The sequence below is a fragment of the Streptomyces sp. R302 genome, assembly GCF_012927245.1.
Taxonomy (GTDB): domain Bacteria; phylum Actinomycetota; class Actinomycetes; order Streptomycetales; family Streptomycetaceae; genus Streptomyces.
Genome location: NZ_JABBGE010000022.1, coordinates 1 through 11,654, shown reverse-complemented (window position 1 = coordinate 11,654; position 11,654 = coordinate 1). Strand labels below are relative to the sequence as shown.

10 protein-coding genes are annotated in these 11,654 nt (G+C 73.7%); 7 read left to right on the top strand and 3 right to left on the bottom strand.

Features of this window, described 5'->3' with window-relative positions; genetic code table 11:
• Positions 1 to 160: 160 nt before the first annotated feature.
• The 7 genes from HHL19_RS36685 to HHL19_RS36655 all read left to right on the top strand — a co-directional run bounded on the left by HHL19_RS36685 (position 161) and on the right by HHL19_RS36655 (position 8,949).
• Positions 161 to 943 carry an SDR family oxidoreductase gene (locus HHL19_RS36685; RefSeq protein ID WP_169094762.1) on the top strand — a complete coding sequence of 261 codons (783 nt, stop codon included), beginning with the start codon at positions 161 to 163 and terminating at the stop codon, positions 941 to 943.
• A gap of 11 nt (positions 944 to 954) precedes the next feature.
• Positions 955 to 2,205 carry an MFS transporter gene (locus HHL19_RS36680; RefSeq protein WP_169094761.1) on the top strand — a complete coding sequence of 417 codons (1,251 nt, stop codon included), beginning with the start codon at positions 955 to 957 and terminating at the stop codon, positions 2,203 to 2,205.
• Positions 2,206 to 2,214: 9 nt separating this feature from the next.
• Positions 2,215 to 3,915: an FAD-binding protein gene (locus tag HHL19_RS36675; RefSeq protein WP_169094760.1), complete on the top strand. Its 1,701-nt coding sequence runs from the start codon at positions 2,215 to 2,217 to the stop codon at positions 3,913 to 3,915.
• A gap of 347 nt (positions 3,916 to 4,262) precedes the next feature.
• Positions 4,263 to 5,498: a UDP-N-acetylglucosamine 2-epimerase (non-hydrolyzing) gene (gene wecB, locus HHL19_RS36670; protein ID WP_169094759.1), complete on the top strand. Its 1,236-nt coding sequence runs from the start codon at positions 4,263 to 4,265 to the stop codon at positions 5,496 to 5,498.
• A gap of 25 nt (positions 5,499 to 5,523) precedes the next feature.
• The gene (locus tag HHL19_RS36665; RefSeq protein ID WP_169094758.1) at positions 5,524 to 6,273 is read left to right on the top strand and encodes a hypothetical protein; all 750 of its coding nucleotides are present in this window, start codon (positions 5,524 to 5,526) and stop codon (positions 6,271 to 6,273) included.
• Positions 6,274 to 6,332: 59 nt separating this feature from the next.
• Positions 6,333 to 7,574, top strand: a complete 1,242-nt coding sequence (locus tag HHL19_RS36660) for a VCBS repeat-containing protein (RefSeq protein ID WP_169094757.1) — start codon at positions 6,333 to 6,335, stop codon at positions 7,572 to 7,574.
• A gap of 139 nt (positions 7,575 to 7,713) precedes the next feature.
• Positions 7,714 to 8,949, top strand: coding sequence for an acyltransferase (locus HHL19_RS36655; protein WP_169094756.1), 1,236 nt, complete (start codon positions 7,714 to 7,716; stop codon positions 8,947 to 8,949).
• A 79-nt stretch (positions 8,950 to 9,028) separates the two neighbouring features.
• Here the strand turns inward: HHL19_RS36655 and HHL19_RS36650 are convergent, their stop codons facing one another.
• The 3 genes from HHL19_RS36650 to HHL19_RS36640 all read right to left on the bottom strand — a co-directional run bounded on the left by HHL19_RS36650 (position 9,029) and on the right by HHL19_RS36640 (position 11,556).
• On the bottom strand, positions 9,029 to 10,027 hold the full coding sequence (locus HHL19_RS36650) for an MsnO8 family LLM class oxidoreductase (protein WP_169094755.1): 999 nt from the start codon (positions 10,025 to 10,027) through the stop codon (positions 9,029 to 9,031).
• 19 nt (positions 10,028 to 10,046) lie between these two features.
• On the bottom strand, positions 10,047 to 10,601 hold the full coding sequence (locus HHL19_RS36645) for a hypothetical protein (RefSeq protein WP_169094754.1): 555 nt from the start codon (positions 10,599 to 10,601) through the stop codon (positions 10,047 to 10,049).
• 109 nt (positions 10,602 to 10,710) lie between these two features.
• Positions 10,711 to 11,556, bottom strand: a complete 846-nt coding sequence (locus tag HHL19_RS36640) for an alpha/beta hydrolase (protein ID WP_169094753.1) — start codon at positions 11,554 to 11,556, stop codon at positions 10,711 to 10,713.
• Between the last annotated feature and the right edge of the window lie 98 nt (positions 11,557 to 11,654).

Genomic DNA, 11,654 nt, shown 5'->3' with positions numbered 1-11,654 from the left:
AGAGCGCGGTCTGAGGGCTCTTCCCGAGCCGCGGCCGGGTGCGGTCGCCATCCCCCGCCGACCGCACCCGGCCGCTTCCCCTGTCGCACACCTCTCCGGCATCTCCGGCATCTCCGGCATCTCTCCGGCACCCCTCCGACACCTCTCCGAGGAACCCCTGATGGACCTGCGTATCCACGACCGCGTCTACCTCGTCACCGGCGCCTCGTCCGGGATCGGCGCGGCCACCGCGCGACTGCTGGCCGCCGAGGGCGCCACCGTGGTCGGCGTCGCCCGCAAGCCCTGGACCCCGGACACCTCCGACGGCATCGACACCGTCGCCGCCGACCTCACCGACCCCGCCGCCGCCCGGTACGTCGTCGACCGGGTCCGTGAGCTGCACGGGCGGCTCGACGGGCTGGTCAACAACGCCGGCGCGCTCGTCTCCCGTACCGGCTTCCTCGACGTCGACGACGACGCCTGGGCCGCGAGCTTCGAGATCAACCTGTACGCGGCGGTCCGCGTGACCCGGGCCGCGCTGCCGCTGCTCCTGGAGTCCGACGCCGCCTCGGTCGTGCACGTCGCCAGCGAGGCCGCCCGCTTCCCGGACCCGGCGATCGTCGACTACGCCGCCGCCAAGACGGCGCTGCTGTCGGTGTCGAAGTCGCTGGCCGCCGAGTTCGGGCCGCGCGGGGTGCGTTCCAACGTGGTCTCGCCCGGTCCCACCCGTACCGCTCTCTTCGACGCTCCCGGCGGCTTCGCCGAGCAGCTCGGCGAGCGGTTCGGGCTGCCGGCCGACGCGGCCGTCGACCACTTCGTCCGCGAGGTCCGCAGGCTGCCCACGGGTCGTATCGGGGAGTCCGAGGACGTGGCGCGGGTCGTCGCGCAGCTCCTTTCGCCGCTGTCCGGGCAGGTCACCGGGGCCGAGTGGAGCGTCGACGGCGGCGCCCTGCGGCAGATCTGACGGCGACCCCCATGCCTCTCGCCCTGCTCGCCCTCGCCCTCGGCGCCTTCGGCATCGGCACCACCGAGTTCGTCATCGTCGGGCTGCTGCCGGAGGTCGCCGGCGACCTGTCCGTGTCCATCCCGGCCGCCGGGATGCTCGTCACCGGCTACGCGCTCGGCGTGGTCGTCGGCGCCCCGCTGATGACCGCCGCCGGGAACCGGCTGCCCCGCAAGACGATGCTCGTGGTCCTGATGGGCGTCTTCATCGCCGGCAACCTGCTCTGCGCGCTCGCCGGCGACTACGGCGCCCTCATGGGCGGCCGGCTGATCGCCTCCCTCACCCACGGCGCGTTCTTCGGCATCGGGTCGGTCGTCGCCGCCGACCTCGTCGCGCCCGACCGCAAGGCCGGGGCCATCGCCCTGATGTTCACCGGTCTCACCCTCGCCAACGTGCTCGGCGTGCCCCTCGGCACCTTCCTGGGGCAGCAGTTCGGCTGGCGTTCCACCTTCTGGGCGGTGACCGCCTTCGGTGTCGTCGGACTGCTCGGGATCATCGCGCTCGTCCCGGCGCAGCCGCGCCCGCCCGGTGCGTCGCTCCGCGGGGAGCTCGCCGTCTTCGCCCGGCCGCAGGTGTGGCTGGCGCTGCTGACGACGATGCTCGGCTTCGGCGCGGTCTTCGCCTCGTTCACGTACCTGGCGCCGATGATGACCGAGCTGGCGGGCTTCTCCGACGGGGCCGTCGCCTGGCTGCTCGTCCTCTTCGGCGCCGGGCTCTGCGTCGGCAACGTCCTGGGCGGCAAGGCCGCCGACCGGACCCTGATGCCCAGCCTGTACGTGATCCTCGGCGCGCTCGCCCTGGTCCTGGTCGTCTTCACGTTCACCGCCCGCGCGCCGCTGCCCGCCGCCGTGACCCTGGCCGTCTTCGGCGCCGTCGGCTTCGCGACCGTACCGCCGCTCCAGGCCCGGGTGATGCAGCAGGCCGAGGGCGCGCCGGCGCTGGCCTCCGCCGCCAACATCGCGGCGTTCAACCTCGGCAACGCCCTCGGCGCCTGGCTCGGCGGCCTCGCCGTCGACCACGGCCTGGGCTGGACCGCGCCGACCTGGATCGGCGCGGGGCTCGCCACCGCCGGTCTCGGCACCGCACTGCTCTCGGGCCGCCACGACCGCCGCAGGGCGGCGAAGTCGCGGGCGGCCCTCCCTCTGGACTCCGTCCTCCCTCTGGACTCCGCCCTTCCGGCGCCGCGTCAGGGCGCCACCACACCACCTTCACCGAGGAGTTGAGGCAGACCCATGCCTGCTATCCGATCCGACCAGGGACCCGGCCGCCGTACCGTGCTCACCAGCGGCGCCGCCGTCGTGGGCGCCGCCGCCGTGACCGGCGCCCTCGCCGTCCCGAGCGCCGCCGCGGCCACGGGAGCCGCGGACGCCGCATCCGCCGCGGCGGCCACCGGCTCCACCGTCCGCCCCGGCGACCCCCGGTACGCCGAGCTGACCACCGGCAACAACCAGCGGTTCGTCGCCCGGCCCGACTACATCCGCATGATCCGCTCCAGCGCGGACGCCGAGCGCGCCCTCAAGGACGCCGTCCGGGCCGGCAAGCGGGTCTCGGTCCGCAGCGGCGGGCACTGCTTCGCCGACTTCGCGGTCCACCCGGACGCCGAGGTCATCCTCGACTTCTCCGAGATGACGCACGTCGGCTACGACCCCCGGATGCGGGCCTTCACCGTCGAACCGGGCGCCCGCCTCCTCAACGTGTACGAGGCCCTCTACAAGGGCTGGGGCGTCACCATCCCCGGCGGCATCTGCTACAGCGTCGGCGCCGGCGGCCACATAGCCGGCGGCGGGTACGGCCTGCTGTCCCGCGCCCACGGCCTGGTCGTCGACCACCTGTACGCCGTCGAGGTCGTCGTCACCGACGGCCGCGGAGGCGTCCGGACCGTCGTCGCCACCCGCGAGGAGGACGACCCGCACCGCGACCTGTGGTGGGCCCACACCGGAGGCGGCGGCGGCAACTTCGGCCTCGTCACCAAGTACTGGTTCCGCTCGCCGGGCGCCACCGGCACCGACCCCTCCCGCCAGCTGATATCCCCGCCGTCCACGGTCCTCGTCAGCGCCGTCGACTTCCCCTGGGACCAGCTCGACGAGCGCAGGTTCAACCGGCTCCTCAAGAACTTCGGCGCCTGGCACGCCGCCCACAGCGCCCCCGACTCGCCCTCCAAGGCCCTGTCGAGCCTCTTCAACGTCAGCTCCAGGGCCCACGGCAGCCTCGGCATGTTCACCCAGGTCGACGCCACCGTCCCGAACGCCCGCGAGCTCCTCGACGACTACCTGGCCGCCATCACCGCCGGCACCGGCATCCGCCCGCAGGCCCTCACCCGGCCCACCGGCGAACTCCCCGCCATGCCGCAGCTCGCCGAACCGCGCACCCTGCCCTGGCTCCAGGCGACCCGCCTCGTCGGCACCAACAACCCGGTCATCACCGACCCCACCTCACGCGGCGGCCACAAGTCCGCGTACATGCGCAAGAACTTCACGGACCACCAACTCAGCGCCCTCTACAAGCACATGACCCGGTCCGACTTCACCAACCCGGACACCATGCTGGTGCTGTTCTCCTTCGGCGGGCAGGTGAACGCCGTCGCCCCCGACGCGACCGCGAACGCGCAGCGCTCCTCCATCTTCAAGATGTGCTTCCAGACCTTCTGGTCGGAGGAGAGCGAGGACGACTTCTACCTGGGCTGGCTGCGGGAGCTGTACGAGGAGTTCTTCGCGCCCACCGGCGGCGTCCCGCTCATCGACGACTCCACCGACGGCTGCTACATCAACTACCCGGACCGCGACGTCGCCGACCCGCGGCGCAACCGCTCCGGCGTGCCCTGGCAGACCCTGTACTACAAGGACAACTATCCGCGTCTCCAGCGCGTGAAGCGGCGCTACGACCCGTCCGACTACTTCCGGCACTCCATGTCCGTCAAGCCCGCGAGGGACTGACCCAGAGCGCCCTCACACCCTGAGAAACCGCAGGTGAAGCCCTGCGCCCGGTAACCCGGGCGCAGGGCTTTCGCGTTGTCCGGAGCCGGCGGGGCCGAGGCGTCCGACCCCGGGTCGAACACCCCCGCCCAGCGCCCCGTTCGAGGTGCTGTTCGAGGCGGGGCGGGCGTCCGTTGACCCTTCCCCGGCCGCCGGGGAGAGTTGATTCCAGGCCGCACGAGAGCCGCTGAACAAGCGCCCCGGCCGCACCACTCCCCTCCCCGCCCCTGCACAGCGCTGCCCTGCTCCGCCCTGCCCAGCCCTGTTCCGCCTGCCCAGGTCCGCACCCCACAGGAAGTAAGGAACCCATGCGCTCCCTCGCCGTAGTCCTCGGTACCCGGCCGGAGGCCATCAAGTTCGCGCCGGTGATCCGCGCCCTCCAGGACGACCCCCGCTTCGCCCCGGTCGTCGTCTCCACCGGCCAGCACCGCCAGATGCTCGACGAGACCCTCGACGCCTTCGGCCTCACCACCGACGTCGACCTCAAGGTCATGGCCCCCAAGCAGACCCTCTCCCAGGTCACCTACCGCTCCCTGCGCGGCCTGGAGGACTGGTTCCGCTCCGCCGCCGTCGACGCCGTCCTCGTCCACGGCGACACCGCCACCACCTTCGCCGGCGCCCTCGCCGGCTTCCACCAGCGGGTCCCCGTCATCCACGTCGAGGCCGGGCTGCGCAGCGGCGCCCTCGGCTCGCCGTTCCCCGAGGAGGGCAACCGCCGGCTCGTCGCCCAGATCGCCGCCCTCCACCTGGCCCCCACCCCCGGGAACGCCGCCAACCTGCGCGGCGAGGGCATCGACCCGGCGACCATCGCCGTCACCGGCAACACCGTCATCGACGCCCTCCGCTGGGCCTGCGGGCAGGCCGCCGACTACGGCCACCCGGCCCTCGCCGACCTCGACACCGACCCCCGCAGGATCGTCCTCGCCTCCGCCCACCGGCGCGAGGCCTGGCCCCACCTGCCCGCCATCGGCCGCGCCCTGGCCCGCATCGCCGACGAGCCGGACACCCGGGTCGTCGTCCCCCTGCACCGCAACCCGGCCGTCCGCGAGGGCCTGCTGCCGCACATCGGCGCCCACCCGAACATCACCGTCGTCGACCCGCTGCCGTACCTGGCCTTCTGCAAGCTGATGGCCCGCGCCGACCTGATCGTCTCCGACAGCAGCGGCAGCCAGGAGGAGGGCCCGGCGCTCGGCAAGCCGACCCTCGTCCTCGGCAGCGTCACCGAACGCGGCGAGGCCGTGACCGCCGGCACCGCCCGGCTCGTCGGCACCGCCACCGAGGGCATCGTCGCCCACACCCTCGAACTGCTCCGCGACCCGGCCGCGTACCTCCGCATGGCCAACGCGACCAACCCGTACGGCGACGGCCGCGCCACCGGCCGCACCGTCGCCGCCATCGCCCACCACTTCGGCCTCGGCCCCGCGCCCGAGCCCTTCGACCCGACGGCCGTCACCGACCCCGGCCACACCGCCGGCCACCCGGACGCCCACGGAGGGGTCCTCGGCGCCGGACACGCCCGGACGGCCGCCCTCGCCCGCACCTGACCCCTTCGAGAGGAACCGCACCGACATGGACACCACCGCGGCCACGACCACCACCGAGCGCGAACTCAGCTTCGGCACCCCGCAGTTGCGCGCCACGCTCGTCCGCGACGCCGTGGACTACCTCATCGAGGGCCGCACCATGGTCGTCAACCCGAGCATGACGGCGGTGACCGTCGCCGAGACGCCCCGCAAGACGATCCCGGCCCTCACCTCCACCGTCCTCGCCGACACCCGCGTCGAGCGGGCCGACACCCTGATCCTGCTCCGCCCCGGGCGGGAGGAGGTCGGCGAGGCCGCCCTGGTGGACGCCCCCGGCTGGGGCCACCTCGCCGACCTCCTCGGCGATCAGGGCGGCTTCCCCCGCGACACCCCGCTCTACCGCAGCCCGCAGGACGAGATCGGCACCGTCGTCTTCGACGCGGCGCACCTCCTCGGGGAGCGCGAGACCGCCGTCTCCCTGCGGGAGTTCACCGTCCGCGCCAACCTCTGGTTCGCGCCGGCCGGCACCGACTGCGTCATCCACAACGAGCACGACTTCATCGAGGTCCACACCCAGGTCCAGGGCCTCGGCCGGATGCAGCGCTTCCGCGACCGCGACCACGCCTCGCTCTACCAGGACGTCCTCATGAGTCCCGGCTACACCACCCCGGACCCGTTCTGCGCCATCGGCCCGCAGTGCACCTACCACTACCCGTACCACCAGTACCACGCCGACACCGACTGCGTATGGCTCGCCGTCGAGTACCACCCCGTCCCCCGCGCACCCCGGACGTGAGCACCACCCCACCCCGCACGCCCTTCCCCCGATCCCCCGACCCAGGAGAACCGACCGCCATGACCGAGAACACCACCACCCCCGGGCTGCGCGTCCCCCGCTTCACCCCCGAGCTCGTCGCCGACCAGCTCCGCGACGGCTACTGGCTGGAGGCGCCCGACATCGACGGCGACGGCAGCCCGGACCTCTTCGGCTACGGCCTGCGCCTCGGCGAGATCTACTGGTACGCCAACGACGGCGAGTGGACCCGGCGCCTGATCGCCGACCGCATCACGATGCCCGTCGGCGCCGACTTCGCCGACGTCACCGGCAACGGCCGGCCCGACGTCATCGTCTGCTACGACCTCTACGGCCCGATCGGCACGATCCACGACGCCAACACCGAGGGCGGCAAGATCGACTGGCTGGAGAACCCCGGGCAGCCCGACAAGGACGAGTCCCGCTGGAAGCGCCACTACGTCGGCCGCGCCACCGGCATGCACCGCCTCCGCGCCGGACACTTCACCCGCACCGACCGCCTCCAGATCATCGGCCTGCCGATCGTCGCCAAGGAGGACGTGCACGCCGTCCTGCCGGTCGTCCTCTTCACCGAGCCCGACGACGTGCAGACCGCCGAGGAGTGGCCGATGACGATCATCGACGACAGCCACTTCCGCATGATCCACGGCGCCGAGAAGAAGCAGGGCCTCATCCCCGGCTCCGAGCTCGAATCCCTCCTCCTCGCCTCCGACGAGGGCGTCACCTGGCTCTACTACGACGAGCGGCGCGAGGAGTGGGTCCGCGAGCTGATCGGCACCGGCGAGCTCACCCAGTTCGAGCAGACCGGCTTCCGCGGCAGCGGCGACCTCAACGCCGGCCGGCTCGGCGACGACCCGATGGCGTACGTCGCCGCCATCGAGCCCTTCCACGGCAACACCGTCGCCGTCTACACCAAGGACGCCGAGGGCAAGGGCTGGAACCGCGTCCTCCTCGACGTCTTCGGCGACCCCAACGAGAACGGCGAGGGCCCCGGCCACCAGATCGTCTGCGCCGACTTCGACGGCGACGGCGACGAGGAGTTCCTCGTCGCGCTGCGCGGCCCGTGGCCCTGGCAGGGCGTCATGTACTACAAGGCGATCGACGCGGCCAACGGCGTCTGGGCCAAGTGGCGGGTCTCCGACGAGTCCGTGGCCCGCATCGCCACCGCCGACTTCAACGGCGACGGCCGGCTCGACTTCGCCACCATCGCCTACTCCGTCCAGAACTACTACGTGGCCAAGGACGCGAAGCTCATGGTCTACCGCAACCAGATCGAGCAGTAGCAGGCACCCCCGCGCACGACGCACGGGTCCCGGGGCCGCCCCATCGCCCCGGGACCCCCCAGACGGCCCCGCAGGCCCTCCCGGCAAGGCCCTCCCTCCCCCCCCCTCGTCCGTCAGCCAAGAGAGAGCGAACCCCACCGTGTCCTCCACGACCTCCCCGTCCACCGACACCGCGAAGCGGGCGAAACTGCCCTCCCTGACGGGCCTGCGGTTCTTCGCCGCCCTCCTCGTCTTCTTCTTCCACTCGTCCCTGATGGACTCGCCCATCCCGCCCAACGCCCCCATCAACCCCTTCGCCGACGAGGGGATCGCGAACGCCTTCGAGACCGCGTTCAGCAAGGCCGGCTACCTGGGCGTCTCCTTCTTCTTCGTCCTCTCCGGCTTCGTCCTCGCCTGGGCGTCCAGGCCCGGCGAGCGGGTCACCGCCTTCCTCCGCCGCCGGCTGCTCAAGATCTTCCCCAACCACCTGGTGGTCTTCGCCGCCTCGATGCTGCTGTTCGCCGGCGCCGCCGTCACCAGCGTCGCGAACTGGCTGCCGAACCTGCTGCTCGTCCACACCTGGTTCCCGCAGCCGGCCGTCAACCTCAGCGTGAACCCGCCGAGCTGGTCCCTCGGCAGCGAGCTGCTCTTCTACATGCTCTTCCCGCTGCTGATCGTCCCGATCCGCAGGATCCGCGGCGGCGCTCTGTGGTTCTGGAGCGCGGTGATGGTCGCCGGCACGATAGCCGTCCAGCTCGTCTCCACCCACCTGGTGCCCGCCACCCCGAAGTCCGCCATCACGCCCGTCTCCGACCTGCAGTTCTGGTTCGGCTACCTGCTGCCCGCCGGCCGGCTCTTCGAGTTCGTCCTCGGCATCCTGCTCGCCCGGATCGTCCTGGCCGGCCGCTGGCCGCGCCGCATCGGCTTCGGCCTCTCCCTCGCCCTCACCGCCGTCGGCTACGCCGCCGCCCTGCTGCTGCCCTTCCAGTACGGCTTCGTCGCCGCCACCATCGTCCCCGTGGCCGCCCTCATCGCCACCACCGCCGCCTCCGACGTCGACGGCCGCGTCACCTTCCTGCGCAGCCGCCCGATGGTCTGGCTCGGCGAGGTCTCCTTCGGCTTCTACCTCGTCCAGGGCGTCACGATCTTCTACCTGCGCTCCCTGCTCGGCGAGACCACGTACGGCATCGGCGGCTCGCTCCTGGTGATCGCCGGCTTCTTCGCCGCCTCCCTGCTCGGCGGCTGGCTCCTCTTCCGCTTCGTCGAGGCGCCCGCCATGACCCGCTTCGGCCGCTCCAAGCGCCGTACCGCCCCGGCCGTGGCCGCCGCCCCCGTCACGGAGACCCCGGCGCCCGCCCCCGAGCCCGTCAGCGCCGGCGCCGCACGCGAGCACTGACCCCCGCACACAGCCACGGCGAAGAGCCCCGACCGGACACCACCGGTCGGGGCTCTTCGCCGGGTGCGGCGGAGGGGGATCAGCCCACGGGCACCGGCTCGGACTCCGCCCGCGCCGCGCGGGTGGCCTCCTCCGAGAGGCCGAAGTACTGCGCGAGCAGCGCGTAGGACCGCTCCCGGTCGGCCGGGTCCGCCGTCAGCGTGTTGACGACGATCTCGTCCACGCCGTGCGACGCGGCCAGCTCAGCCAGCTTCGCGCCCACCTGCTCGGTGGCCCCGGACACCAGCGCCGTACGGTGCACCTCGGCCCGCCCGCGCTCGGCGTCGCTCCACCGGTGGCCCCGCACCGTCGCCAGGGACGGCAGCGGCCGGTCCTGGCCCAGGTCCTTGCGGGCCCGCCACAGCAGCAGGCTCCGCGCCAGCTCCTCGGCCCGCTCGGCGGTGTCCGCCGCCACCACCCGCACCGCGAGCACCCCGCGGCCCGTCCGGGCGCCGGACTCCCGGGCCTCGGCCCGGTACCCCTCCAGGGCGCGCAGCCCGCCGTGCGGGGAGAAGAAGTGCCCGAACGCGTACCCGGTGCCGAGCCGCCCGGCCAGGCGGCCGGACTCGCCGCCCGCGCCGAGCAGCCACACCCGCGGCGGCACCGGGGCCTGCGGCACCACCCCGTACGGGCGCCGCCCGCCGCGGGCGCCCAGCAGGGCCAGCAGTTCGGCGACCTTCGCCGGGAAGTCGTGCGCCGGACCGCCGGCCCGGCCGAGGCCGAGGTCGACCCGCCCCGGATGGAGCGAGGCGAGCACCCCGAACACCTCGGCGACCTTCGTCGGCGCGTAGCGCGGCAGCAGCACCCCGCCGGTGCCGACCCGCAGGTGCGAGGTACGGGCGAGGACCGCGCCCGCCAGCATCTCGGGGGCGCTGGAGGCGAAGCCGGGCGAACCGTGGTGCTCGGCCGCCCAGTAGCGGACGTACCCGAGCCGCTCGGCCGAGGAGGCCAGGGCGAGCGAGGCGCGCAGCGCCTCGTCGGGCGACTGGTCCTCGCCGACCGGCGTCTGGTCGAGGACGGAGAGTCGGAGGGAGGTCATGACGTGGGCTCCTGTCCCTTCAGTGCTGGTGGCCGGCGTGGCCGGACGGGACGCCGGAGGCGCCGGACACCGTCGCCGGCACGATCCGGAAGTCCCGCTCGAAGACCAGGTTGTGGAGGTCGGCGGCGGCGATGGCCCGCAGCGTCGGCAGCTCGGCGGCGGCCTGCGCGTCGTCGAAGACGTTCATCGGCCACTCCGACACCGTCGCCCCGCGCAGGTGCGGGTGGTGGAAGCCGCGCCCGTAGTGCGCGTACAGCGTCACCGGCGGGATCCCGCCGTCGCGCTGCTCAGCCCAGGACAGCGTCCACGCGTGGAACAGGCTGCCGTCGTCCGAGCGCTGCACGCCGGTCGCCGCCACCACGCCCTGGCCGAGGAGCAGTTCCTCGTTCAGCTCGGTCAACGCCTGGCGGGCGTACGGGTCGAGGAGCCCGGCCGCCGTACGGAACAGCTCCTCCTTGCCGGACCGGGAGACGGCGTCGCCGTGCCGGCCGTCCCGCAGATCGGCGAAGTGGCGCAGCAGCGCGTCGAGGTTGGCGGCGGCGGGTACGGCGGCGGGCGGGAACGGTGCGGTCATGGCGAGTCTCCCAAGAAGTCGTAGAGGAGGAGAGGGAAGAGGAGAGGGAAAGGGAAGGGGCGAGCAGGTCGAGCAGGGTCGGGCAGGGAACGGCCGGCCGGGGCGGGGCTCAGCGGGCGTCGACGAACGCGCGCAGCGCCGTCCCGATCAGCTCCGCCGCCGAGGCGCCCGACGCCACGGGGCGCAGGAACGCCCCGTGCCCGGTCCGCGGGAACTCCCGCAGCGTCACCGGCACACCGGCCGCCCGGAGGAGCCCGGCGTAGCGGCGTACGTCGTCGCCCACCGGGTCGAGTTCGCCGACGGCGAGGATCGCCGGAGCGACCCCTCCGAGCCCGTCGGCCTCGAACGGCGTGCTGTACAGGCGGGTGCCGTCGGCGGCGGCCGGCGCCCCGGGGGCCCGGTACTCCCGCCAGGCGCCGGCCATCGCCGCCGCCGACGGGAAAGCCCCCGCGTACCGGTGGTACGAGTCCGCCTCGCAGGCCGGGTCGAGCGGCGGGTACGCCAGGACCTGGGCGGCCAGCGGCAGCCCCCGGTCCCGGCGGGCGAGCGCGGCCGACGCCGCGAGCGTGCCGCCCGCGCTGTCCCCGCCGACGGCGAGCACCGGCTCCTCGCCGGCGCCGCCGTTCCCGGCGAGCTCCCGCCCGGCCCTCTCGGCCGCCCACTCCAGGGCGGCGAGGAGGTCCTGGACCATGTCCGGGTGCCGGGCGGCCGGGGTGAGCCGGTAGTCGACGCTCACCACCGTCACGCCGGCGGCCCGCGCCAGGTCGGCGGTGGCCGGGTACCACTCCAGGGCCGAACCCGCGCGCCAGCTCCCGCCGTGCGCCCACACCAGCCATCTGCCGGCCCGTGCCCGCTCGGGCCTCAGGACGAGCCCCGGGACGGGGCCGCCGGGCGAGGGGACACGTACCTGCTCCCAGCTGACCGGAGACGGCTGCGGTCGGGTGTGCAGAGCCATCGGACGTTCCTTTCATGAGGCCGTCGCGTGCGGCCCGCGGCCCACGGTGGCCGCGTGACCGGGTCGTCACAAGCCGGAGTTGCCCGAGTGTGTGGCCG

Coding starts and splice junctions, on each gene's coding strand:
- HHL19_RS36660 (WP_169094757.1), top strand. CDS start 6,333: ATGACCGAGAACACCACCACCCCCGGGCTGCGCGTCCCCCGCTTCACC.
- HHL19_RS36665 (WP_169094758.1), top strand. CDS start 5,524: ATGGACACCACCGCGGCCACGACCACCACCGAGCGCGAACTCAGCTTC.
- HHL19_RS36650 (WP_169094755.1), bottom strand. CDS start 10,027: ATGACCTCCCTCCGACTCTCCGTCCTCGACCAGACGCCGGTCGGCGAG.
- HHL19_RS36675 (WP_169094760.1), top strand. CDS start 2,215: ATGCCTGCTATCCGATCCGACCAGGGACCCGGCCGCCGTACCGTGCTC.
- HHL19_RS36640 (WP_169094753.1), bottom strand. CDS start 11,556: ATGGCTCTGCACACCCGACCGCAGCCGTCTCCGGTCAGCTGGGAGCAG.
- HHL19_RS36680 (WP_169094761.1), top strand. CDS start 955: ATGCCTCTCGCCCTGCTCGCCCTCGCCCTCGGCGCCTTCGGCATCGGC.
- HHL19_RS36685 (WP_169094762.1), top strand. CDS start 161: ATGGACCTGCGTATCCACGACCGCGTCTACCTCGTCACCGGCGCCTCG.
- wecB (WP_169094759.1), top strand. CDS start 4,263: ATGCGCTCCCTCGCCGTAGTCCTCGGTACCCGGCCGGAGGCCATCAAG.
- HHL19_RS36645 (WP_169094754.1), bottom strand. CDS start 10,601: ATGACCGCACCGTTCCCGCCCGCCGCCGTACCCGCCGCCGCCAACCTC.